The 24,336-nt window shown below is 60.1% G+C and carries 23 protein-coding genes; 8 read left to right on the top strand and 15 right to left on the bottom strand.

The annotated features are described in order from the left end of the window. Positions 1-166 precede the first annotated feature (166 nt). Entirely contained in the window at positions 167-1,162 is a 996-nt protein-coding gene (gene gntR / locus IMX17_RS22090) for a gluconate operon transcriptional repressor GntR (protein WP_004930833.1), read from the bottom strand. Positions 1,163-1,456: 294 nt separating this feature from the next. Continuing rightward, a complete protein-coding gene (locus tag IMX17_RS22085; RefSeq protein ID WP_033651758.1) occupies positions 1,457-2,152 on the bottom strand; it encodes a pirin family protein in 696 nt (231 codons plus the stop codon). Between the two features lie 389 nt (positions 2,153-2,541). On the opposite strand from IMX17_RS22085, the gene IMX17_RS22080 reads away from it, so the two are divergent. Both IMX17_RS22080 and IMX17_RS22075 read left to right on the top strand, forming a co-directional pair. Further along, a complete protein-coding gene (locus tag IMX17_RS22080; RefSeq protein WP_046898688.1) occupies positions 2,542-3,057 on the top strand; it encodes a GNAT family N-acetyltransferase in 516 nt (171 codons plus the stop codon). Continuing rightward, complete coding sequence (locus tag IMX17_RS22075; protein WP_182265702.1) at positions 3,050-4,231, top strand: P1 family peptidase; 1,182 nt, start codon at positions 3,050-3,052, stop codon at positions 4,229-4,231. Before IMX17_RS22080 ends, IMX17_RS22075 begins: the two co-directional genes overlap by 8 nt. Positions 4,232-4,290: 59 nt before the next feature. Here IMX17_RS22075 and iolE read toward each other — a convergent pair whose 3' ends face one another. The 4 genes from iolE to iolD are packed head-to-tail and all read right to left on the bottom strand — an operon-like array spanning position 4,291 to position 9,167. After that, the gene (gene iolE / locus IMX17_RS22070; protein WP_046898686.1) at positions 4,291-5,187 is read right to left on the bottom strand and encodes a myo-inosose-2 dehydratase; all 897 of its coding nucleotides are present in this window, start codon (positions 5,185-5,187) and stop codon (positions 4,291-4,293) included. Positions 5,188-5,246: 59 nt separating this feature from the next. Beyond that, a complete protein-coding gene (locus IMX17_RS22065; RefSeq protein WP_193550239.1) occupies positions 5,247-6,131 on the bottom strand; it encodes a sugar phosphate isomerase/epimerase family protein in 885 nt (294 codons plus the stop codon). Positions 6,132-6,162: 31 nt separating this feature from the next. Beyond that, a complete protein-coding gene (locus tag IMX17_RS22060) occupies positions 6,163-7,185 on the bottom strand; it encodes a Gfo/Idh/MocA family protein (protein ID WP_193550238.1) in 1,023 nt (340 codons plus the stop codon). Between the two features lie 41 nt (positions 7,186-7,226). After that, entirely contained in the window at positions 7,227-9,167 is a 1,941-nt protein-coding gene (iolD, locus tag IMX17_RS22055) for a 3D-(3,5/4)-trihydroxycyclohexane-1,2-dione acylhydrolase (decyclizing) (protein WP_193550237.1), read from the bottom strand. Positions 9,168-9,713: 546 nt separating this feature from the next. Between iolD and iolC the strand changes: the two genes are divergently transcribed. Continuing rightward, positions 9,714-11,645 (top strand): 5-dehydro-2-deoxygluconokinase, encoded by a 1,932-nt coding sequence (gene iolC, locus IMX17_RS22050; protein ID WP_046898682.1) that lies wholly within the window; start codon positions 9,714-9,716, stop codon positions 11,643-11,645. Positions 11,646-11,848: 203 nt separating this feature from the next. Continuing rightward, positions 11,849-12,685 (top strand): MurR/RpiR family transcriptional regulator, encoded by an 837-nt coding sequence (locus IMX17_RS22045; protein WP_004930856.1) that lies wholly within the window; start codon positions 11,849-11,851, stop codon positions 12,683-12,685. A gap of 41 nt (positions 12,686-12,726) precedes the next feature. On the opposite strand, the gene IMX17_RS22040 is transcribed toward IMX17_RS22045, so the two are convergent. The 4 genes from IMX17_RS22040 to IMX17_RS22025 all read right to left on the bottom strand — a co-directional run bounded on the left by IMX17_RS22040 (position 12,727) and on the right by IMX17_RS22025 (position 15,928). Continuing rightward, the gene (locus IMX17_RS22040; RefSeq protein WP_182265698.1) at positions 12,727-13,065 is read right to left on the bottom strand and encodes a type II toxin-antitoxin system RelE/ParE family toxin; all 339 of its coding nucleotides are present in this window, start codon (positions 13,063-13,065) and stop codon (positions 12,727-12,729) included. A gap of 14 nt (positions 13,066-13,079) precedes the next feature. Further along, positions 13,080-13,349 carry a hypothetical protein gene (locus IMX17_RS22035; RefSeq protein WP_193550236.1) on the bottom strand — a complete coding sequence of 90 codons (270 nt, stop codon included), beginning with the start codon at positions 13,347-13,349 and terminating at the stop codon, positions 13,080-13,082. A 174-nt stretch (positions 13,350-13,523) separates the two neighbouring features. Then, positions 13,524-14,345, bottom strand: a complete 822-nt coding sequence (iolB, locus tag IMX17_RS22030; protein WP_193550235.1) for a 5-deoxy-glucuronate isomerase — start codon at positions 14,343-14,345, stop codon at positions 13,524-13,526. Between the two features lie 77 nt (positions 14,346-14,422). Continuing rightward, positions 14,423-15,928, bottom strand: a complete 1,506-nt coding sequence (locus IMX17_RS22025) for a CoA-acylating methylmalonate-semialdehyde dehydrogenase (protein ID WP_193550234.1) — start codon at positions 15,926-15,928, stop codon at positions 14,423-14,425. A 556-nt stretch (positions 15,929-16,484) separates the two neighbouring features. Here IMX17_RS22025 and IMX17_RS22020 point away from each other — a divergent pair. Together IMX17_RS22020 and IMX17_RS22015 are read left to right on the top strand one after the other, a co-directional pair. After that, complete coding sequence (locus IMX17_RS22020) at positions 16,485-17,927, top strand: sugar porter family MFS transporter (RefSeq protein ID WP_046898679.1); 1,443 nt, start codon at positions 16,485-16,487, stop codon at positions 17,925-17,927. 31 nt (positions 17,928-17,958) lie between these two features. After that, on the top strand, positions 17,959-18,795 hold the full coding sequence (locus IMX17_RS22015) for a TIM barrel protein (protein WP_193550233.1): 837 nt from the start codon (positions 17,959-17,961) through the stop codon (positions 18,793-18,795). A 35-nt stretch (positions 18,796-18,830) separates the two neighbouring features. On the opposite strand, the gene fetB is transcribed toward IMX17_RS22015, so the two are convergent. The 5 genes from fetB to IMX17_RS21990 all read right to left on the bottom strand — a co-directional run bounded on the left by fetB (position 18,831) and on the right by IMX17_RS21990 (position 22,266). Further along, positions 18,831-19,604, bottom strand: a complete 774-nt coding sequence (gene fetB / locus IMX17_RS22010; protein WP_033645324.1) for an iron export ABC transporter permease subunit FetB — start codon at positions 19,602-19,604, stop codon at positions 18,831-18,833. Continuing rightward, positions 19,591-20,268, bottom strand: coding sequence for an iron ABC transporter ATP-binding protein FetA (gene fetA / locus IMX17_RS22005; RefSeq protein ID WP_033645325.1), 678 nt, complete (start codon positions 20,266-20,268; stop codon positions 19,591-19,593). Before fetA ends, fetB begins: the two co-directional genes overlap by 14 nt. A gap of 189 nt (positions 20,269-20,457) precedes the next feature. Next, positions 20,458-20,745 (bottom strand): FaeA/PapI family transcriptional regulator, encoded by a 288-nt coding sequence (locus tag IMX17_RS22000; protein WP_033645326.1) that lies wholly within the window; start codon positions 20,743-20,745, stop codon positions 20,458-20,460. A gap of 37 nt (positions 20,746-20,782) precedes the next feature. Further along, the gene (locus IMX17_RS21995; protein ID WP_182265696.1) at positions 20,783-21,892 is read right to left on the bottom strand and encodes an FKBP-type peptidyl-prolyl cis-trans isomerase N-terminal domain-containing protein; all 1,110 of its coding nucleotides are present in this window, start codon (positions 21,890-21,892) and stop codon (positions 20,783-20,785) included. Positions 21,893-21,921: 29 nt separating this feature from the next. Then, positions 21,922-22,266: a hypothetical protein gene (locus IMX17_RS21990; RefSeq protein ID WP_370571642.1), complete on the bottom strand. Its 345-nt coding sequence runs from the start codon at positions 22,264-22,266 to the stop codon at positions 21,922-21,924. An 826-nt stretch (positions 22,267-23,092) separates the two neighbouring features. Between IMX17_RS21990 and IMX17_RS21985 the strand changes: the two genes are divergently transcribed. Both IMX17_RS21985 and IMX17_RS21980 read left to right on the top strand, forming a co-directional pair. Beyond that, entirely contained in the window at positions 23,093-23,623 is a 531-nt protein-coding gene (locus IMX17_RS21985; protein ID WP_019455211.1) for a fimbrial protein, read from the top strand. Positions 23,624-23,714: 91 nt separating this feature from the next. Then, positions 23,715-24,266 carry a fimbrial protein gene (locus tag IMX17_RS21980; protein ID WP_033645330.1) on the top strand — a complete coding sequence of 184 codons (552 nt, stop codon included), beginning with the start codon at positions 23,715-23,717 and terminating at the stop codon, positions 24,264-24,266. The last annotated feature ends 70 nt before the right edge of the window (positions 24,267-24,336 follow it).

Raw genomic sequence — 24,336 nt, 5'->3', positions numbered from 1 at the left:
GGTAACAACATAAACCTCGGAACCGGGTAAGCGGCTAAAATTCGCGTTCTGGGACAGAGATCAAACTTATGTCGGCAACGAGCGGCGGGCTTACAGGCGGGATAACCAGCGCGCCTCAGGGCGCGCAGCAAAAAGAAAGGGTGTTAAAACAGAACGTTAAAATGGCTCAGATACTGCCGCCTGGGATCACGGTGAAACCGACGTCCACCATGCGCGGGCACACCGTTTCGCCGCGCAGCCGGGCCAGCAGGCGCTCGGCGCCGATCTGCCCCATGCGTTCGCGCGGGGTCAGCACGCTGGCCAGCTTCGGCACCATCACTTGACCGATGTCATGGCCGTGGAAACCGGCGATCGCCATGTCCTGCGGGATCGACAGCCCCTGTCGCTGGCACTCGAAGGCCGCGCCGATCGCCAGGTCATCGTTGGTGCAGAAGATACTGTCGATCTGCGGATAATCGCGCTGCGCCTGGCGCAGCAGCTCGCCGCCGGCGGAATAGGAGGAAGACCGCGCGGTCATGATGCTGTACGGCTCCAGGCCGGATTCACGCATCGCCTGCTCATACCCCTGTTGTTTGATGATGGTACGTTCATCCTGACGGGCGCCGAAGTAGACCACGTGACGGTGGCCGTGCGCGATGATTTGCTGCGTCATCTGGCGCGCCGCCTCGAAGTTGTTGAATCCCACCGCCAGATCGATGCACGGCGAGACGCAGTCCATCAGCTCTACCACCGGAATGCCCGCCACCTCGATCATCTTCAGGGTGCGCGGCGTGTGGTGGCGCTCGGACAGGATCAAACCGTCGATATTGTAAGACAGCAGCGAGGTCAGACGCTCTTCTTCACGCTCCGGCAGATAGCCGTAGTGCGCCAGCATGGTCTGGTAGTTGTGCGCGTCGGTCACGCTTTCGATGCCGCGCAGCACTTCGGCGAACACCTGGTTGGTCAGCGACGGCAACAGCACGCCAATCGCCCGGCTGGTGGCGTTGGAGAGAATGTCCGGCGCGCGGTTGGGGATGTAGCCCAGCTCATCCAGCGCGACGGCGATTTTTTGCTGCAGGGCGGCGGAAACCTGGTCGGGATTGCGCAGATAACGGCTCACCGTCATCTTGGTCACGCCCACCTTGTCCGCCACATCCTGGAGTACCGGCCGTTTTTTCTTCATTATCAATGAACTGACTAACCGTGAATGGGCAGTCATTTTAGCAAAAAAAACGGCGCGCCGATATTGTCGGTTATGCGACGGCCAACGCAAAAAGGGCTCACACCGTGAGCCCTTCATACGCAGACAAAGGGGGAAAAAGCATGATTTCTCCCCCTTTGTGACGATCAGCCGAAAATCAATAAATTGATTTTCCTTGTTTTTATATGTTTTGCCGGCGTTAAGTCAGGCAACGTCGGCAGGCGAATCACTCACCTCAAGGGCCCACACCGTGAGCCCTTGATATTTACCGCTTAATCACACTGGCGGCAGATCGAACAGCAGAATTTCGCTCTCTTCGTCGGCCTGAATCGTCAGCGCCGATTCATCCCACACCGCAAACGCGTCGCTGATGCCGGCGGCCTGGCCATTGACCGAGACCTTGCCGCGCACCACCTGGATCCAAATGCGGCGGCCGGCGTCGATCGCGTATTCTGCCTGCTCACCTTTATTCAGCGCCCAACGCGACAGCGTCATGTCCTGGAACACTTTCAGCGAGCCGTCACGCGCATCCGGCGACAGCACCAGCTGACGGCCCTGCGGCGCGTCGAACATGCGCTGTTCGTAGCGCGGCTCCAGCCCGACCTGATCCGGGATGATCCAAATCTGGTACAGGTGCAACGGACGATCCTGATTGGCGTTGTACTCGGAGTGACGCACGCCGGTGCCCGCACTCATGATCTGGAATTCGCCGGCCTGGATCTGCTCCTTGTTGCCCATGCTGTCCTGGTGTTCCACCGTGCCGCTCAGCACGTAGGTCAGGATTTCCATGTCTTTATGCGGGTGAGTACCGAACCCCTGCCCTGCGTCGATCACATCTTCGTTGATCACCCGCAGCGCCGAGAACCCCATAAAGTTCGGATCGTAGTAATCGGCAAATGAGAAGGTGTGCCAGCTATCCAGCCAGCCATGATTGGCGTGGCCGCGGTCTTCCGCTTTACGTACATAAATCATATTCAACTCTCCTCAATGTTTTTTTACAGTCTAGTCCTGCCAGCAGAATAAGAAAGCGTAAAAAACTCATGCCTCTGTTCAAAAATTTCGATGAAATGAAACGGCGGATAGGCAGCGGATTTGTTGAAGGCGGAAACGGCTGAAAAATGGCAAAAAAAAAGCCAGCACCCGAGCTGGCTAAGTAAACACTGGAAGCAATGTGAGCAATGTCGTGCCTTCGCAGCGAGAGTATCAAGGGTTGATGCCCTCCCCGGAACGCATCGCAATAATAATCATTATCATTCGCACCTGTAAAGCGTTTTTTTTGACCCGTTTAAATAATATTGACTCAATGCAGTAAACGGATAAATTCAGAGGTTATTCAACCGGTAAGCGACAGGAGCAGCGAGATGAGCGAGATCGTGATACGCCACGTGGAAACAACGGATGCGCAGGCCCTGCATCATCTTTATTCTCAGACGCCCGTCTACCGCGATACGCTGCAGCTCCCGCTACCGTCCGTCGAGTCCTGGCAGAAGCGCCTCGCCAATCCCGAACCGGGCACGCATAACCTGGCCGCCATCATCGACGGGCAGCTTGCCGGCCAGTTGGTTGTGATGCTGAATCAGCGCGTTCGCCGCCGCCACGTCGCCACCTTCGGCATCGGCGTCGATCCGCGCTACCACGGCAAAGGCGTCGGCAGCCGCCTGATGCAGGCGATGATCGACCTGTGCGACAACTGGGCGGCCATCGAGCGCATCGAACTGACGGTGTTCACCGATAATCCGGCGGCCATCGCGCTGTACCGCAAATTCGGCTTCGAGATAGAGGGCACCAGCCGCGCCTATGCCATGCGCGACGGCGTGCTGGTCGATGCCTACCATATGGCGCGTCTGCGCTCCGGGCAGCCACGCGCAGATGCGTGATCTCATCCCCCCGCAGGGGCCACTGCGCCGGCCCCTTAACATCAATCGCCGAACCTTTTTACAAGCGCTGGCCGGCCTGACCGCCGCCGCCGGCATGTTCTCTCCCCTCACCCCATTAGGTGCCGCTATGCCAACTTCCGCCACCGGGCGCCCTGGTGCCCGCAACCTGATTACCGATGTGCCGGGCCTGAAGGTCGGCGTGGCGCAAGACAGCCGGGTGCGCACCGGCGCGACGGTGCTCCTGCCGGACAGCCCGGCGATTGCCGCCGTGGACGTGCGCGGCGGCGGCCCCGCCACCCGGGAAACCGATGCCCTGGGCGAAGACAATCTGGTGCAAACCATCGATGCGCTGACGTTCAGCGGCGGTTCAGTTTACGGCCTGGCGGCGGCGGACGGCGTCGCGGCCTGGCTGGGGCAACAGGGCCGAGGCTACGCGCTGCGCCCAGCGCCCGGCGTGCCGGTCTCCCCGATCGTGCCCACCGCCTGCCTGTACGATCTGGCCAACGGCGGTGACAAAAACTGGCAGCTCACGCCGCCGTATCGCCAGTTGGGTATCGACGCGGTCGGCAAGGCTGGATTGGACTTTCCGCTGGGCACCGTCGGCGCCGGCTACGGCGCCATGACCGGCATGGGCAAGCTGAAAGGCGGCCTCGGTTCGGCGTCTATCGTCGCCGCCAACGGCGCTACCGTCGGCGCGCTGGTGGCGGTGAACAGCCTGGGAGCGGTGGTGGCGCCCGGCACCCGCGCCTTTTGGGCGACGCCCTATGAAATTGACGGTGAATTCGGCAACGGCGGCGCGGCGGCGCTGGCGCAACTGCGCGCTCAGGGCGAAGACTGGATGGTGCAAGAGCCGCAGGGCGGCAGAAAGAACACCACCCTGGCCTGCATCGCCACCGATCTGGCGCTGACGCGCGTGGAGTTGAAACGGGTGGCCATCATGGCGCAAGACGGCATGGCGCGCGCTATTCGCCCGCTGCACAGCCCGTTTGACGGCGACGTGGTGTTCGCCCTGTCCACCGGGCAGCGCGAGGTACAGGGCAGCCGCGAACTGGCGGTGCTGCAGATCGGCGCGCTGGCTGCGGACACCCTGGCCCGGGCGATCGCCCGTGGCGTATACGCCGCCACGCCGTGGCCGGGCAGCCAGGTTGCCACCTGGCGAACGCTCGGCGGCTAACGCGCCGCCATCAAAAAGGGGCGCTGGCAGCGCCCCTCGAGTTTTATTGCCCTTACCGCTTAAATGCCGGCGGCTTCCCGAATATAGCGGCGCGCTTTCACCGCATACTCGAACGGGTTGGCCAGCGCCGGATCCTGCTCGGCCTCCACCACCATCCATCCCTTGTAACCGCGCTCGTCCAGCAGCTTGAACACCGGCCTGAAGTCGATCACGCCATCACCCGGCACGGTGAAGGTGCCCTTCTTCACGCCGTCGAGGAAGCTCAGCTTGTTGGCCTTCACTTCCGCCACCACCTCATCGCGCACGTCCTTCAGATGGACGTGGTTGATGCGCGGCAGATACTTCTCCAGGATCGCCATCATCGCCTGCTGGCTGCCTTCCGAATAGTAGGCGTGGCCGGTATCGAACAGCAGGTAGACGTCGTCGTTGACCATGCTCATGTAGCGATCGATTTCGGCGGTGGTCTGAATGCCGGTGCCCATGTGGTGGTGCAGACACACCTGCATGCCTTTGCCGGCGGCGATCTTCGCCAGCTCGTTGTAACCGTCGGCCACCCGCCGCCATTCTTCATCGCTGAAGTACGGCTTCTCTTCGAACACGCCTTTGGTGGTGCCCTGAATGCTCTTGCTCTGCTCGGAACAGCCGATCACCCTGGCACCCATGGCATGCAGGAAATTCATGTGGTTGATAAATTCATCGATGGTCTTGTCTTTCTGACCATCGGCGAAAAAGGTGCTGAACCAGGCGTTGCAGATCTGGATGCCGCGAATATCCAGCATCGGCTTCAGTACCGCTGGATCGCGCGGATATTTGCTGCCCACTTCGCTGCCGGTGAAGCCGGCCAGCGCCATTTCGCTGACGCACTGCTGAAAGGTGTTTTCCTTGCCCAGATCGGGCATGTCGTCGTTGGTCCAGCCGATCGGCGCAATGGCCAATTTCACGTTGTCTTTATTCATGGTCTGCCTCGGTCCTTGGAGGGCCGCCGGTGCAAACGCCGCCGGCGAGCCGAATAAGATTAGTTGCCCAACAGCTCTCTTTCGATGCGCTCTCGGGTCGCCACCGCCTGGTTCGGCATCTTTTCCGGATAGCCGAACAGCGAGGTGCAGATGATCGATTCGCCGCCAACCTTGAAGCTGCGGTTGGCGAATTCCATGTCGCGCAGCGTCTGGAACAGGGCGTCGAAATTCACCTCGCCTTCGCCGATGCCGACATGCTGGTGCACCGCAGCGTCAACGCCCGGCGGGTTGACGATATAGCGGCAGCGCTTGGTGTGGTTCATGGTGTCGGCGATCAGCACGTGGGAAAGATCGTCCCCGGCGTACTTCAGCATGCCGGCCACGTCGCCCTGCCCCTTGTCGTAGTAGAAGGTGTGCGGCACGCTGTAGAGGTATTTGACGTGGTCGCTGCGCAGCGATTTCACCAGATCGGCAGTTTCGTTGCTCAGCTCGCAGAAGTCCCACGGGTGCGACTGGATCTCCATACGGATGCCCTCACGCTCGACGATCGGCAGCAGCTCCTCCATCGAGCGATACCACAGCTCCTCGCAGATCTCCGGCTCGTTGGGGTTACCGGCCAGTTCGGTGTTGATCACCTGCACACCCATCTCCACCGCGATTTCGATCATCCGTCGCCAGTTTTTGACCGCCGCCTGGCGGCGATCTTCCCCCGGCCCGGACCAGCGATACACCACGATAAATGAGGAGATCTCCACGCCGGTCGCTTTCAGGGCGTTTTTATACTCCGCCATGATTTCGCGGCTGGCCTTCGGATGCTTGTAAAACGGGTTGATCTGCGGGTGCGGCGACTGCTCGATGTACTTATAGCCCCAGTCCGCCACCTGCTGAACCATTTTGGTCACGCCCAAATCCCGGATAACGTCGACATCAAAAGCGATCTTCATGGTCACTCCTCTGCAATCGTGGGTACAGGGTTCAAGCCGATGGCTTGTTGTAAAACGCCGGGCGCGCCGGCAGGGTCACCGGTACGATCTCGCCGCTGAGCTGGGCCGTCACGCAGGCGTCGGCGGTCACGGCGGCGGCGTAGCCGTCCCAGGCGGAAGGCCCGGTCAGTTGGCCCGCGGCCACGTCGTTGATGAACCCCTGCAGCTCGACGTCATAGGCGTCGATAAAGCGATCCTTCCAGTCGGTCAGGATTTCGGTCGACAGGCGGGCGCCGCTGCGCAGCTGCACCGAGGACGGCTCCGGCAGTTTGGCGATGCCGGTTTCCCCCACCACTTCACACTGAATGTCGTAGCCGTACTGGCAGTTGACGAAAATCTCGACGTCGATGCGGGTGCCTTTGGCGGTTTCGAACAGCACAATCTGCGGATCTTTCAGATGCGGGAACGCCTTCGGGCTCTTGCGCGGGAACACCACCTGCACCGACACATAGTCGTCGTCGAGCAGCCAGCGCAGCACGTCGATTTCGTGGATCAGGGTGTCGGTGATCGCCATATCGGTGGTGTAAGCCTCGCCGACCGTCGGGTTGCGGTGCGCGCAGTGCAACATCAGCGGTTCGCCGATCTGGCCGCTGGCCAGCACCTGTTTCAGCGCGCGATAGCCCTGGTCATAGGGGCGCATAAAGCCGACCTGCACCAGCCGCTTGCCGTGCTTCGCTTCGGCATCGACGATGTTTTTGCAGCCCTGCGCGGTCACCGCCAGCGGTTTCTCGCAGAACACCGGTTTGCCGGCGGCGATAGCCGCCAGCACGAATTCTTCGTGACTCGGCCCCCAGGAGGTGACCAGCACCGCCTGCACGTCGGCGGCCTTGATCAGATCGTGGCCGCTGTCATACACCCGCGCATCCAGCTGCAGATCGTTCACCGCCTTGGCGGCGTTGTCGCGATTGATGTCGTTCACCGCCACGACGCGGGCGCCCTGCAAAACTTTGCTGCAGCGACGGATATGATCGCGGCCGATGGCACCGGTGCCGATAACCCCAATGTTCAAAGTCATTTTCGCTACCCTCTGGAAAGTGTGTTGTGTTCGAAAACGAATCAGTAATCGCGCGCCTTATCGATGTTTTCCTGCAGTTTGCGCGCCACTGCGACGATTTTCTCGCTGTCGGCCACCTGAGCGCCCCCCACGCGCCACCAGCTGAGGTACTTGTGCACCATGGTCTTCGGCAGCACTTTGATGTCGAGCAGCGTGGAAACGGTTTGCCTGCGGGCGTCGGCCAGCGCGTCGAGCAGCTGCTGCTCGGTGGTGACGCGATAGGTTTTGCACCCGTAAGCCGCCGCCAGCATGGCGAAATCGACCGGCACCAACTTGCCGTCGAGCTTGCTGCCCTGTGGATTGCGGAAGCGGAATTCGGTGGTGTAACTGTCCATGCCGTGTTCCATCTGCAGGTTGTTGATGCAGCCGTTAGTCATGTTGTCAAACAGCACCACGTTGATCTTGCAGCCTTCCTGAATCGAAGTGACCAGCTCGGAATGGAGCATCATGAAGGCGCCGTCGCCCACCATCGCGTACACCTCGCGCTGCGGCTCGGCCAGCTTGACCCCCAATGCGGCGTTCACCTCGTACCCCATGCAGGAGTAGCCGTATTCCACGTGGTAACCGTGCTCGCCATGGTTGTGCCACACCCGCTGCAGGTCGCCCGGCAGGCTGCCGGCGGCGGCCACAATCACGCTGTCCGGCGGCAGCTCGCGGTTCAGCACCCCCAGCACCCGGCTTTGCGTCATCGCCGAGTCGGTCTGAGCGATAAATTCGGCGAACACCCGTTCGCGATCGAGGTGATCGTCTATTTCCGGCACAAAGCCTGCGCCGCTGTATTCCACCGCGTAAACACGCTCGGTCTCTTCACGCTGGGCGCCGCGCGCCGCGGCGATGGCGTCGCCCCAGCCGGCGCGATAATCAGCCTGCGCCAGCAGCGCACCCAGTTCGCTCAGGCCCTCGCGGGCGTCCGCCAGCACCTGCACGCCGTCGAGCTTGCCGGCGTCAAAGGCGCTGACGTTGATATTGAGGAAGCTCACGTCCGGATGTTGGAACAGCCATTTGGACGAGGTGGTGAAATCGGTGTAACGGGTGCCGACGCCAATCACCAGATCGGCCTGTCGAGCCAGCGTGTTGGCCGCCAGGCAGCCGGTTTCGCCGATGCCGCCGAGGTTAAATTCATGATCGCTCGGCACCGCGCCTTTGCCGGCCTGGGTCTCGGCGAACGGAATGCCGAAGCGCTCGGCGAATTCGCGCAGCGCCCGCCCGGCCTGCGAGTACTTCACGCCGCCGCCGCACACCAGCAGCGGTTTGCGTTTGGCCGTCAGCAGCGCCAAGGCGTCCGCCAACATGCCATCGGTCGCCGGGCGGCGATCGAGCCGGTGCACGCGTTTTTGGAAGAAATAGTCGGGGTAGTCGTAGGCTTCCCCCTGCACGTCCTGCGGCAGACACAGCGTCACCGCGCCGGTTTCCGCCGGATCGGTCAGCACGCGCATCGCGTTGATGCAGGCGCTCATCAGCTGTTCCGGCCGCACGATGCGGTCCCAGTACTTGCTCACCGCGCGGAACGCGTCGTTGGTGCTGATGCTGAGATCGTAAGACTGTTCGATTTGCTGCAGCACCGGATCCGGCTGGCGGGAAGCGTAAACGTCGCCCGGCAGCAGCAATAAAGGGATGCGGTTGGCGGTGGCGGTAGCCGCGGCGGTGATCATATTGGCGGCGCCGGGGCCGACCGAGGAGGTACAGGCGTAAATCTGCCGGCGCAATTTCTGCTTGGCGAAGCCGATCGCCGCGTGAGCCATCCCCTGTTCGTTACGGCCCTGGTGTACCCGCAGATCGCCACTATCCTGTTCCAGCGCTTGCCCCAGCCCCAGTACGTTGCCGTGGCCGAAAATCGCGAAAATGCCCGCAACGAATTTGGTTTCCACCCCGTCGGCCAGCAGATACTGGTTATCGAGAAATCTGACGAGCGCCTGCGCCATGGTTAGCCTGATCTTGCCCATTTACTCACCCTTTAGATTGAGGGCCGCCCCGGAAAGGGCTCGCGCCGAGCCGACAATCCCGTGTTTGTGTTACGCGGCGGCAGCTATTATCTTGAGCAGGCGATGCCCGCTGCTCACGAAGTCGACAACCTGAAACGTGAAGCGATTATAAACAAATATATTTTTCATAAAATCACATTACAGAAGAAACATTTCATTTTGCGATAAAGATCGCATATTGCATGAAAAGCCCGTTTCATCTCGTGGTTAAGCCTTCATGGGCTTCGTGCCGCGCACCGGCCGATAAAAGTCGTTGGCACATGGGCTGACAGCCTTTTCCTCTGCCCTCACCTCCCTTTTATGTTCGGCCTCGGCGGCCCTTGCGCAGCCGATTCATCGCCTTTTCCCACGCCTCCGTCGATGTTTTAAACGCATCACATTTTTGGGGTGTAAATTTCATTCCATATTGAAATTGAAATTTTCATTCCTCATACTGTTCCCATGCTTCCTGCAAGGCGCCACGCTCGGGCCGCCGCCGGAGTTTTGCTTAAACAGAAGGAAACGGGTATGGCTACACAAGAAAAACAGCTTGATGTCATTTGTCTCGGGCGCATCGCCGTCGATTTCTATGCTCAGCAGATCGGCGCGCGTCTGGAAGACGCCGGCACATTCGCCAAATACCTCGGCGGCTCTTCCGGCAATGTGGCCTACGGCACCGCCATTCAGGGGTTGAAATCCGGCATGCTGGCCCGCGTCGGCGATGAACACATGGGCCGCTTTCTGCGCGAAGAGCTGCAGCGCGTCGGGGCCGATACCCGCTGTCTGATCACCGACAAACATCGGTTAACCGGCCTGGTGATCCTCGGCATCAAGGATCAGGAAACCTTCCCGCTGATCTTCTACCGTGAAAACTGCGCGGACATGGCGCTGACGCCGGACGACATCGACGAATCCTACATCGCCAGCGCGCGCGCGCTGGCCATCACCGGCACGCACCTGTCGCATCCGAACACCCGCGCCGCCGTGTTGAAGGCGCTGGAGTACGCGCGCCGCCACGGTTTGCGCACCGCGCTCGACATCGATTATCGCCCGGTACTGTGGGGGCTGACGTCGCTGGGCGACGGCGAAACCCGCTTTGTGGAATCGGCACAGGTGACCCGCGAGCTGCAGGAAGTGCTGCACCATTTCGATCTGATCGTCGGCACCGAAGAGGAATTTCATATCGCCGGCGGCAGCACCGATACGCTGACGGCGCTGAAAAACGTGCGCCGGACGACCGCGGCCACGCTGGTGTGCAAGCGCGGCGCGCAGGGCTGCTCGGTGTTCGAAGATGACATCGCCGACGACTGGGCGCAGGTGAAGCTGCACGCCGGCGTGCGGGTGGAGGTGCTGAACGTGCTGGGGGCCGGCGACGCGTTTATGTCCGGTCTGCTGCGCGGCTATCTGAACGATGAGGGTTGGGATCAGGCCTGCCGCTACGCCAACGCCTGCGGCGCATTGGTGGTCTCGCGCCACGGCTGCGCGCCGGCGATGCCGACCAAACGGGAGCTGGACGACTACCTGCAGCGAGAACAGCAGGTCACGCGCCCGGATCGCGACGCGCGCCTGAACCACCTGCACCGGGTGACCACCCGCAAGCAACAGTGGCCAGAACTGTGCGTGTTCGCCTTCGATCACCGCAAGCAGCTGGCGGACATGGCGCGCGAAGCCGGCGTCGGCGAGGAACGCATTCCGCGTCTGAAGACCCTGCTGCTCACCGCGGCGCGGCAGGCTGCCGCGCAGGCCGGGCTCAACGGCAACAGCGGCATTCTGGCCGACACCACCTACGGGCAGGCGGCGCTGAACGAGATCACCGGCCAGGGATGGTGGATCGGCCGGCCGGTGGAGCTGCCCAGCTCGCGCCCGCTGCGCCTGGAGCACGGCAATATCGGCTCGCAACTGATCGACTGGCCGCAGGAGCACGTGGTGAAGTGCCTGGTGTTTTATCACCCGCACGACGCGGCGGAACTGCGCTGCGAACAGGATGCGCTGATCGCCGACGTCTACCGCGGCTGCTGCAAATCCGGCCATGAGTTGCTGCTGGAGGTGATCCTGCCGGATAGCAACGCCGACAAGGACGAGCGCTATTACCTGGAGATGATTGAACACTTCTACCACATGGGCATTCAGCCGGACTGGTGGAAACTGCCGCCGCTGAGCGCGGAAAACTGGCAGCGGGTCGGCGCGCTAATCGACGCCTGCGATCCCGACTGCCGCGGCGTGCTGATCCTGGGGCTCGACTCCCCGGAGGCGGTACTGAAGGCGGGCTTTGCCGCCGCCGCGGATGCGCGCTGGGTGAAAGGCTTCGCCGTCGGCCGCACCATTTTCGGCCAACCTTCGCGCCGCTGGCTACAGGGGGAAATCGACGACGCGGCCCTGATCGAGCAGGTGAAACAAAAATACCTGACGCTGATCGGTTTCTGGCGCCAGTACCGTCCGCAGACGGGCGGCGCGCACTGACAGCGACAGCAGGTTCACGTCCCCTTAAGGCCATTTCGCCGCTTTAAGGGGATTTTTTTGCCCATTTTCTGTGAAGTCGCGCAATGTGCGATCGAATAAATCGCTTTTTGAGGAAATGAAATTTCCGCTCCATCTGTTAAAATACCCTGTTAATATTTCAGGCGTCAGGCCAATGCGCCTTCACCCCACTGCGAGCCGAATGGATGAACAACCCAACTCAACTTTCGCTGTTACAGGACGAGATCCGCCACCGTTATGAAACGCTGAGCAAGCGTTTGAAGCAGGTGGCGCGCTACATTTTGGATAACAGTAACAGCATCGCTTTCGATACCGTTGCCTCCATCGCCGCACAGGCCAGCGTGCCGCCCTCCACGCTGATCCGTTTCGCCAACGCCTTCGGCTTCAGCGGCTTCAACGAAATGAAGCAGGTGTTCCGTCAGCATCTGATGGAAGAGACGGTGAACTATACCGAGCGCGCGCGCCTGTTCCGCCAAACCTCCACCGACGACAACGTCGCGCCGGAGAAACCGGCGGAAATCCTCAACGTGTTCACCATGGTCAACGCGCAGGCGCTGCAGCAGTTGGCGATGCAAATCGCCCCCGAGCAGTTGGATCGCGCCGTCGAGCTGCTCAATAACGCCGAAAACATTTACGTGATCGGCCTGCGCCGCTCGTTCAGCGTCGCTTCCTACCTCACTTATGCGCTGCGCCATCTGGAGCGCCGCGCGTTTCTGATCGACGGGCTGGGCGGCATGTTCACCGAACAGCTGAGCATGGTGAAACCGAAGGACGTGGTGATCGCCATCAGCTATTCGCCGTACGCCCGCGAGGCGGTGGAACTGGTGGAATTGGGCGCCAAGCGCGGCGCGCAACAGATCGCCATCACCGACAGCCAGGTCAGCCCGCTGGCCGCCTTCAGCGACGTCTGTTTCGTGGTGCGCGAAGCGCAGGTGGACGGGTTCCGTTCGCAGGTAGCCTCGATGTGCCTGGCGCAGACGCTGGCGGTCTCGCTGGCGCTGAATAACGCCCGGGACGAGTAAGGCAGTTGTGAACGCGCCCGACAGGCTCGGGCGCAGCGGGATTATTGCAGCAACAAATAGCGGTAGAGCGCGCTTTCCAGATCATGCTTCATGCTGATGAAAAGCAGAATCTCCACCGTTTGGCCGTCGTAGTCATAGATGACGCGGTATTCGCTGTCGGGATCCAATCGTTCGTGCAACCGCACTCCCATGCCCGCCAGCACGGCGTTGAAGCGGTAGCGGGCGGGATCGTCGGCAATTGCCGCGAGGGACGATAACAGCAGATTGTCCACGAACATCCCGGCTGCGGCGGCCCCTATCGTTCCGCTCTTATAAGACTCGATGTCTTTCAGGCTCCATTCCGCCGCCGGCGCGACGGTAAAACGTATTTCCTGGGGCATCCTGCACCTCGGGTCTATTTCCGCGCGTCACGCAGCCGCTGCAAGGTTTCTTCGGGCGACAGACCGCGCTGATTTTTAATCTCTTGCTTCGCCATCATAGTCAGTTTCAACAACGCGTTGGACTGGCGCTCGAGATTGCGTTCCCGAATTTCGGCCTCTCTCTCAGCCGCCGTTTGTACAAACAGCTCGGCAACACCACTTTTTGTGACGTAAACCCCGCCTTCAAACAGATCGGGCGAACCTAATCCTTCGCGCGCCGCTTTTTGAGACATGGTGGTCGTCATCGTTTTTCCTCCTGTGTACCGGCATTCTCACTGCATAACAGCGGTTCGTTAGATTCACTCAGCCAGAGAGCAATCGCGTGCGGACAGGTTATCATTTGAGCAAGAGAGAGGACAAATTTAGGTCAAATTTATACCCTGATAAAGAGAAAGCCCGGCAAGCCGGGCCTCAAGCGCTTATTGCGCGGCGGGGTAACCTTCGCCGTTAATCCAGGCGTGGTCTTTTTCCCAGGTGAACTTCCACTGCCGTACCGGCCCGGCCATCACGTTGAGATAATAGTTGTCGTAACCCGCCAGGGTCGCCACCGGGTGATAACCGCGCGGCACTTTCACCACGTCGCGATTGTAGACCGGCATGCACTCGTCGAGCGTGCGATCGTCGGTATAGACGCGCTGCATGCAGAATCCCTGCTCCGGCTGAATGCGGTGATAGTAGGTCTCTTCCAGATAGGTTTCGTCCGGCGAGTCTTCCCGATCGTGCTTGTGGCTCGGGTAGGAACTGGTGTTGCCCTCGTCGGTGTAAACCTCCACCACCAGCAGACTGTCCGCCGGCTCGCTATCCGGCAGAATGTTGTGCACCAGCCGCTGGTTGCGCCCCTTGCCGCGCCACTCCACGCCGATATCCGCCGGCGTGATCAGCCGTGAAGGCAGGTGGCCGCCGCCGGGCGCGCTGCACACCGCCAGCTCCAGATCGGTTTCCGCCCGCACCTCGATGCGATCGTGGTGCGGCACATACACCGCGTAAGGCGGCGTACGTTCGAACGGGCTCATGCGTTTGCCGATATGCGGGTATTCGGCGCGCCGCGTGGCGACGGAGGCGATACCGGCCACCAGCACCAGACACAGTTCCTTGTCGCCACATTCCAGCTGCAGCGACTGCCCGGCGGCCAGGCGGTAAACGTCAAAGCCGACATAGCGCCAACCGGCATTTTCCGGCGTCACGTGCTGGATACGCCCCTCGGCGTTCGGCGTCTGACATTTGGCAAGCAGTGAAGACATTTCGATTCTCCTGTTAACTCGCAGTGCAAAGGCCGTTACCCCGAAGGAGCAACGGCCTGGCCTGAGTGTGAAAGCGCTTAGCCCAGCGTCGGCATGCTGAATTCGGACACCGTCTGCTGCCCGGCCGGCCAGCGCGCGGTGGCGGTCTTCATGCGCGTGTAGAAGCGCACGCCGTCAGTGCCGTGCACGTTCAGCGCGCCGAACACCGAGCGCTTCCAACCGCCGAAGCTGTGGAACGCCATCGGCACCGGCACCGGCACGTTGACGCCGACCATCCCGGCCTGTACTTCTTGCACGAACTGGCGCGCATAGTGGCCGCTGCCGGTAAAGATGGCGCTGCCGTTGCCAAACTCGTGGCCGTTGACCGTGTCGATGGCGGTGCGGTAGTCCGGCACCCGCACGATGCCCAGCACCGGCCCGAAGATCTCTTCGCGGTAGATGCGCATGTTCGGCTTCACATGGTCGAACAGCGTGCCGCCGACGTAGTAGCCTTCAGGATAGCCCGGCACCTGATAGTTGCGGCCGTCGGCCACCAGGGTGGCGCCTTCTTTCACGCCCAGATCGATGTAGCCCAGCACCTTTTTCTGGTGAGCGGACGACACCAGCGGCCCCATTTCATTCTCTTCGCCGCCCTGCTGCAAGCCCGGCCCGACGCGCAGCTGCGCGATCAGCGGCTTCAGTTTGGCGATCAGTTTATCGGCGGTGTCGTCACCGACCACCACGGCGATCGGCAACGCCATGCAGCGCTCGCCGGCAGAGCCGAACGCGCCGCCCATCAGCGCGTTGACCGTGGCGTCCAGATCGGCGTCCGGCATGACGATCGCCTGGTTCTTCGCCGCGCCGAAGGCCTGCACCCGCTTGCCGTGCGCGCTGGCGGTGGTATAAATATGTTCCGCCACGGTGGAGGAGCCGACGAAGCTCACCGCCTGAATGCGCGGATCGGTACACAGCTGCGCCGCATCTTCATTGGCGCAGTGCACCACGTTGAACACGCCGTCCGGCAAACCGGCTTCTTTCAACAGTTCCGCCAGGCGCACCGAGGCCGAAGGCACCAGCGCCGGCGGCTTGAGGACGAAGGTGTTGCCGCATGCCAGCGCGATGGGGAACATCCACATCGGCACCATCGCCGGGAAGTTGAACGGGGTAATGCCCGCCACCACGCCCAGCGGCTGCATCAGCGAGAAGCTGTCGACGCCGCTGCCGACGTCCGGCGAGTACTCGCCCTTGATCAGATGCGGGATGCCGCAGGCGAATTCGACCACTTCCATGCCGCGCGTCAGTTCGCCCAGCGCATCCGAATACACTTTGCCGTGCTCGCTGACGATAAGCTCGGCCAGCTCGTCGCGGTGCTGTTCCAGCAGCGCCTTGAAATTGAACATGATGCGCGCGCGGCGCAGCGGCGTGGTGCGCGACCAGTCGGCGAACGCCCGATGGGCCACGTCGATGGCCTGCTTGACTTCGGCGGCGGTGCTCTGCGTGACGCGCCGCTCAACCTGCCCGCTGGCCGGGTTGTGCACGTCAACGGTTTGATTGCTGCTGCTCAGGCACACCTGCCCGTCAATAAAGTTACCCACGGTTTTCATGTCACGCCCTCTTTTCAAGTCCGCTGTCGCCTGGCCACACCCAGGCGGCGCGGCGTTAATCGTCCCGCTCGCCAAACCCCGTCGGCAAGCCGGCTACATCCTGACCGGATGCAGCAAACTCTATTTCATTGAAAAAAAAGTTTCAAATAAATTGTTTTGAAAAATTTGTTTTTAGTGCGTGAGGTCGCAATTTTGCGGTGTCGATCGGGTTGGCGCTTTCATTACCGCGCCAGTCAAGGCGCGGTTTCGCAGGAGAGTCCATCGCTAATACACACTGACTTTGCTACAGAAAATCCGCACTGCGCCTGACCTGCCGCCGTTACCGCCTCCCTCCGAGCGCCCAAGGCGCCCGGATCGCTCGCGACGGTTTTTTTTGAACTGGATCTAAAAATCAATATTCCATTATTCACTAATTATGAAATAAATGTTCTTGTTTGTTCCAGCATTTATCGACGACATCGCCTTGATGACAGGCACGGTTCACACCCTTCCGCTCGCCCTCTTCCCGACACCCCAACCGTGCGGACGGAAGCCAGGATAAAAATCGGAGCAACACATGTCATATCAGCGTAAGCACAATACCGGTTACATATTGCGAATTTGCGGCATCGCCGCCCTGGGCGGCATTCTGTTCGGCTACGACACCGCCGTGATCTCCGGCGCGATCGAAGCGTTGAAAACCTATTTCAATCTCAGCCCGGCCGAAACCGGTTGGGCGGTCTCCAACGTGGTGATCGGCTGCGTGATCGGCGCCTTCGCCGCCGGGCCGCTGGCGGCGCGCTGGGGCCGTAAAAAGGCGCTGATGCTGGCGGCGCTGCTGTTCACCGTTTCCGCCGTCGGCGCCGCATTGGCCCCGACCTTCACCTGGTTCGTCATTTACCGCATCATCGGCGGGCTGGCGGTCGGCATCGCCGCCACCGTGTCGCCGATGTACATGTCGGAAGTGTCGCCAAAAGACATGCGCGGGCGGGCGCTCAGCATGCAGCAGTTCGCCATCGTCTTCGGTCAGATCGTGATTTTCTACGTCAACTTCAAAATCGCCAGCCTCGCCAGCGAAGCCTGGCTGGTGGAAATGGGCTGGCGCTGGATGTTCGCCTCGGGCGTGATCCCCTGCATTCTGTTCTGCATCCTGGTGTTCGTCATTCCTGAATCGCCGCGCTGGAACGTGATGATGGGCCGCGACGATCAGGCGCTGGCGATGTTGACCAAGGTCTCCAACGCCGCCCACGCGCAGAATCTGCTGAAAGAAATCAAAGACTCGCTGCAGCAGGATCAACAGCAGCAGCACCGGAAGCTGAACTACGGCGATGTACGGGTGCGGTTCATCCTGTTCGTCGGCTGTATGATCGCCATGTTGCAGCAGGTCACCGGCGTCAACGTAATGATGTACTACGCGCCGGTGGTGCTGAAAACCGTTACCGAAAACGCGCAGGAAGCGCTGTTCCAGACCATCTGGATCGGCGTGCTGCAGCTGGTCGGTTCGGTCATCGGCGCCATGCTGATGGATCGCATGGGCCGCATTCCGCTGATGCGTTACGGCACGCTGGGCGCCATCGCCGGCCTGCTGCTCACCTCGTACGCGCTCTACACCCAGGCCACCGGCTATTTCGCGCTGTTCGGCATGCTGTTCTTCATGGTGTTTTATGCGCTCTCCTGGGGCGTCGGCGCCTGGGTGCTGGTGTCGGAGATCTTCCCGAACCGCATGCGCGCGCAGGGGATGAGCATCGCCGTCGGCTGCATGTGGGTCGCCAACTTCGCGGTGTCGCAGTCATTCCCGATGATCAACGATCACCCTTACCTGTTCTCGCATTTCCACGGCGCCTTCCCGATGTGGATCTTCGCCGCCTGTTGCCTGTTCAGCTACTGGTTTATCGGCCGCTATATTCCGGAAACCAAAGGCGTCTCGCTGGAAAAAATGGAGCAGGTGGTGTTGGCCAAACGCCACCGCCACCCGTTGCCCGACGGCAAGCCGCTGCCGCTGGAAAACGGCAAATCCTGATCTCTCACCCTGACCGCTGGAGCCATGCCCCATGAACATTGCGCTGGACCGTTTCTGCATTAACCGCAAGATCGCGCCGAATCTCGATCTGGGCCGTTTTTTCCGCCTGGTGAAACGCTGCGGGCTCAGCAAAGTTGAGCTGCGCAACGACATGCCCGGCGGCAAGGTGACCGACGATCTGAGCGACGCGCAGCTCAACGCGCTCGCCGCGCAATACGGCATCGAGATCGTCACGATCAACGCCCTCGGCAGGTTCAATCTGATGGATGACCCGGCGGCGCTGCAACAGCGCGCCGAAGCGATGCTGGCGCAGGCGCAGGCCATCCGCAGCCGGGCGCTGGTGCTATGCCCGCACTGCAGCGCCGACGACACGCGCAGCGAGCAGCAAAAACGCGACGACACCCTCGCGGCGTTGCGACTGCTGGCGCCGCTGTTTGCCCGCTATGGCGTACAGGGATACGTCGAACCGCTGGGCTTCGGCATCAGCTCGCTGCGATCGCCGCTGCTGACCCAGGCGCTCATCCGCGACTCGGGCGCGCCGTATCGCATCGTGCTCGATACGTTCCACCACTATCTGAGCGAAGTGACGCAGGCCGACTTCGACGCGCAGATCCAGGTGGCGCAGATCGGCCTGGTGCATCTGTCCGGCGTGGAGGACGGGCGGGATAAAAGCGCGCTGAGCGACGAAGAGCGCATCATGCTGAGCGAGGGCGATCGGCTGGAGAGCCGCCGCCAGGTGCAGAACCTGGAACGCCTGGGCTACACCGGCGTCTATGCCTTCGAACCGTTCTCTTCACAGCTGGACCGCTGGAGCGAGGCGGATATCGAACGGGAAATCCGCCAGAGCATCGCCCTGCTGCAAGGGTAAAAAAACGGCCTCCGCGGAGGCCGTTTTTCATGGCGTTACTTCAGGTTGCCGACCACCAGCTGATGGCGCTCGTTGTAAAACTTACGGTAGGCCAGATAGCAGGCGATGATGGTCGACAGGCTGGCGGTGGAAAGCAGCATGAAGGTCACCATAATCTGATATTTGATCGCTTTCACCGGATCGATGCCGGCGAAGATCAGCCCGGACATCATGCCCGGCAGGCTGACCAGCCCGACGGTTTTCGCCGAGTCGACGGTCGGGATCAGCGAAGCGCGGATGCTGTCGCGGATCAGCGCCGCCGACGCGAACTTGGGCGTCGCCCCCAGGCTGAGCATCTCCTGAATCTTCTGCTGCTCGCTTTTGAAACGCTGGCCGAGGTTGGTGTAGCACAGCCCCACCGCCACCATGGCGTTGCCGGCGATCATCCCGGAGATGGGGATCACCTGCATCGGCGTAAATTCGATGGAGCCGGTCAATACCAGCACCGCCAGCGTCAGCACCGCGCCGGTGGTGATGGCGATAAACGACGTCACGAACGCGTGTTCGACGTACTTGCTGCGTTTCTTGGCGTTGTAGGCCGCGTTAAAGCAGATGAACAACACCATCAACACGGTGAGAACGGCGTTATCCAGGTCGAAAATATACTTCAGCACGTAGCCGACGATGATCAGCTGCACCACCGCGCGGCAGATGCTCCAGATGATGTCCTTTTCCAGCGCCAGCTTTTCCCGGTGGCTGATCAGGATGGCGACCACCACCAGCACCATCGACAAGCCCAAGGATTCGTTGGTGATATTATGCTGATTCATGCTGTTGCTCCTGTGGCTCGGCGCCGTGCGCGCGCAGGGTGATCACCTCGTCCGCATGGGCTATCTCTTCGGTATCGTGCGTCACCCACAGCACCGCCAGCCGGTGTTCCGCCACCAGCTGATGTACGATTTCGTTGACGTTGCGCTTATTTTCCTCGTCCAACGCGCTGGTGATCTCATCGAGCAACAGCACCCGCGGCATAAACTGCAGGTTACGGATCAAAGACACCCGCTGCTTCTCCCCGCCAGACAGTTCATTGATGCTTTTCGTCAGCATCGCCTCCGGCAGGCCGAAACGCGCCAGATCGGCCTTCATTTTTCGCTCGGCCGGCGGTTCCTGGCGGATCTGGTACGGCAGCGCCAGATTGTCGTAAACCGTATTGCCGAACAGCGCCGGCGTCTGGAAGCAATAAGAGACCTGCTTGCGATACGCCTCCGGCGACATCTCGTCGATCGCCTGGCCGTCAAAATAGAGGCTTCCGCTGGTCGGATTCATTAAGGAAGAGATGATTTTCAGCAGCGTGCTTTTTCCGCAGCCGGAAGGCCCGGTGATCAGTTTGAACTCGCCCTCACCCAACGTGAAAGAGACGGAGTCCAGGATCACCTGGCGGTCTATTTGATAATGAATATCATCCAATCTTAGTATGTCTTTCTTTTCCTTCATTACGATGCCGGCTCCCTACACCTGTTCCCGTCTGAGCGATAAGTATATGGTCGCAAAAAACATCTTAGCAATGCCTGCGCGGAGGGCGGAAAGCGGAGAGGAGGATTGGCGGAGCGAAACGCACCGCCAAATAATAAGATTAATTAATGTTTAGCTGTAAGATAGTCAAAAGCGACCGTCAGGGTCGAATCACTCTTTTTTTATCGCTGCCTGTTCGTCACAGCTGTACCAGCGTAGAGAATTGTTGATGCTGCGGTGGGTGCAGCGGACCTTGCCCTCCTTTTCCAGCGCCAGCAGCAGGGTGCGGGTGGTATAAATGTTTTCACCGCATTTATCCGCCAGCTCGCGGGTCTTCGGCCACTGCTCCGGCGGGGGATGATGGCCGCCGGAGCCTTCCACACGATCCCTGCACAATCCTTGCAACACATTCAGCATCAGCGATTTTCTGCTTTCAAACGTTTTCGGCGCCTTGGCCATAGCATTCCTCCTGAGTGGTTACTGCTGAGCTCCCCGCTCACGACTGCACGTCAGCGATGCGCAGGGTATAAATCATGGTGGCGTCCGGAGGGATCGCCGGCGGGCTGCCCTGCTTGCCGTACGCCAACGCCGGCGGCACCACCAGCGTGATCGAGCCGTGGCGCTGCAGCTTCTCGATAGCCGCGCGAAACAGCGGCGGATAGCGCGTCAATGGCTGCGAGATCACCGTTCCCGCCAGCTCCATGTCTTTGATCACCCGGCCGTCGGTCAGGCTTTCGCGCACCACGATATCCACCCGATCGTCGGCGCCGATCGCACCGCTGCCGGCATAGTCCACCCGGTAGTAGAAACCGAGCGCATCTTGCTTGACTCCCTCCTGGCGGGCGAAATCGGCCAGATAGGCCTTGCCGTCCGGAGGGGGAGCCTGTGTCTGTTGCGTCTGCTGCAAACGTTGCTGCGCCGTGCGCAGCGCGCTGTCGATGGCGGCCTCATCCAGCCGCAACCGCCCGGCCAGGGTATCGGCGATGCCCGCCAGCAAAAGCTGCCGATCCGCCTCCAGTCCCGCGCGCCGGTTCTCCTGTTGCAGATGCAAAATATCGCGCCCCAGCGATACGCCGGCGGCATACGCCTGCTTGTCCGCCTCGCTGGCCAGCACCGGGGCCTCAGCCGCCTGCCGCCGCTCAGCCAGCAAGGTGTCTACCCGCTGCCGTTGCTGTGCCAACTGCGCCGTCAAGCTTGCGCTGCGCTGTTCGGCCCGCGTGAGCGAAGCGGCCAGCGCGGTCACCTCAGGCAACGGCGCAACGGCCTGCCGCAACGCCTTCAGGGCATCGGCCAACGGCCGAATATCGATATCGGTCCGCTCGCTTTTCGGCGCCGCGGCGGCCTGCGCCGCCGCCAACTGGCGCTCCAGCTGACGGATTTTCTCCGCCTGCTGTTGCACAGAGTGCTTCAGAGAAGTTAAACGAGCGCCGTCTGCCCCCGCGACGGCGGCCGGTTTGGCGGCCGGTGCAGGCGCCGGTTTACGCGCGGTTTCCTCCTTGAGAGCGGCCGGCGGAGCCTGCCGCTGTTCGGCAAACTTCAACAGGGCGGGAATGCCGTCGTCAGCGGCGCAAACGGCACCGCTCAGCGCCAACAGCCAAAGCCCCATCACCCCTCTTTGCGCGCATCGCTTCATGGCTACAGATTCTCGACCCGGTTGGACAGATCGGACATCAGCTCATGTTCGACGTCGGCGCAGAATTTCTCGGTTTTATATTGATAAAGAGCATCAATCGCTTTACGGGTGCTTTCATCCACATTGCCGCGCACGCCGGCATATCCGGAAGCGTTGGAAAGCAGACCGTTAAAATAGGCAATGCGTTTTTGGTAACTCTGCGGATTAATATTTTTTAATGAGTTAACCCGTTGCTGGCAAAGCGCGATACGTTGTTCATCGGATTTATCATTAGGATTGTTCTGTGAAAGTTTTTTCACGGAATTCAGGTTTGTCTTGCTGCCGCTCACGCAGCCTGACAGCGACATGAAAGACAGTAAAAATATAGCAGAAACTACCGTGCGGCGGCCGCCGCAAGCATTAATCATCGTTATCATTCCGTTTATAATCCTTTAATTGTCACTTAGGTCATCATTATGTGGCGAACGGCAACGGCACATGCCTTAATTTGATTAATCAAAATGGGTTAGGCAGTGAAAAATCCCTATGCCGCAGTGCAATAGAATAATTCACTACCGATGATATTGTTATTTAATTGTTAATAAATTAGACCTAAACGCGGGCTAAACACGAATCAAAAAGCCAATCCCTTAGGGAAAGAAAACCATGAAACAACAATAAAAACAATAGATTATGTTTTATATTTTGTTTCTAAAGGGAAATTCATCATCTGCTGCCTCAGGGCGATATTAGCAAAACAATATGGCGAATTGTAGGTATCAGCCTATTTCCCCCGATCTAATATCTCGCATATCGTTATTTATATAGTGATTTATACTGGATAATATTTGTATACGATCTATTGGTTTTAAAGCAAATATATTTCTTTTTCCTTTTGGTTTTATATTCTGAATTTGACTTAATTTAATAAAATCTATTTCCAAGCAATACTATTATTTGCAAGAATATTCCCAGCAACACGCCATACGTAAAACTCGTATTTTATTTACCAGAAAATCCATTGTCGATTTTCCCAATCTCGTTATTTCTCATAAATAACGGATGTTGGCGTATTGCCCAGAGCAAAAGGATCTGGCTCCAACCGTACGGCCGGCGACATGACGTTGCCGCCGCTGCGGGGGATTTAGATGTGCTGTTCTTTTTATTTAAAAACTCTCTACAGGAACCTGAGAAATGAAACTGAATAAATTAATGCTGGCAACCGTGATTGCTTTCGCTTCTGCATCTGTTGCTCACGCCGCATCTAATCAGGGCAGCGGTAAAGTCACCTTTACCGGCGAAATTATCGATGCGCCTTGCAGCGTCGCGCCGGAATCCGTTGACCAAACCGTACCAATGGGCCAGATCAGCAGCCGCATCCTGGCTAACCAGGGTAAATCCAGCATGCAACCTTTCAACATCGAACTGAAAGATTGCTCCATCTCCACCATGAAAAACGTCAAGGTGACCTTTACCGGCACGCCTGATCCGGTCAACAACAAACTGCTGGCCCTGAGCGGCACGGCAACCGGCGCCGGCATCGTGATCTACGACAACCTGCACTCCAAGGAAGTGGAACTGGGCACGGCGACCGACGGTCAGGGCCTGAACGACGGCGACAACTCGCTGAAATTCGCCGCTTACCTGCAGGGCAGCAGCGCCTCCGCCGCCGTGGTGCCGGGCGACTTCACCAGCGTGGCCAACTTCACCCTGGCTTACCTGTAATACCCCACAGGGGATGTCTCAGGGCATCCCCCGCTTGATTGCATGCCGACGAGAACGGCAAGGGAACAGGGCAAGACAGGGAGACGCCAGCATGACTATACGCCTTTGCGGCCTGTTGCTCATCGCGCTCAGCGTAGGCAGCGCGGCGGCGGCAGTGAAAAATCAGGGCCACGGCAAAGTCAGCCTGGGCGGCACCATCGTTGAAACGCCGTGCGGCATCGCCAGCGACAGCCTGGATCAAACCGTCGATTTCGGTCTGATCTCCATGACCGATGCCTCGCAGGACGGGCAATCGGTGCTGATCGGCAGCCGCCGCCATTTCACGATCAAACTGGTGAACTGCGAACTGGCCAGCCAGGTGAAGCCTGACTTCATCTATCGCGCGGCCAACGTCACCTTCGACGGCACCGCCGACAGCCGGGATCCTTCCCTGCTGGGCGTTTACGGCGAGGCGCAGGGCGTGGCTATCGAGCTGTTGACCGATGCCGGCACTCCGATCCCGCTCGGCAGCACGACGGCGGATTACCAGATCGTCGCCGGCGACAACACGCTGCGCTTTGGCGCGCAGTTGCGCCTGCATCCCGATAAGGCGCGGGCGGGCGGCTTCAGCTCTCTGGCCAAATTCACCCTGTCTTATCTCTAGCGCCGGCGGGCGCTGCACAGCATTACGTATTCAGGTCGCACGGATGACCTGCTATTGGGCGCGGACTTGC

This window comes from Serratia sp. X3 (assembly GCF_014982455.1).
Taxonomy (GTDB): domain Bacteria; phylum Pseudomonadota; class Gammaproteobacteria; order Enterobacterales; family Enterobacteriaceae; genus Serratia; species Serratia ureilytica.
Note: the sequence above shows the minus strand (reverse complement) of the source record. Positions and strands in the feature narration are given on the sequence as shown.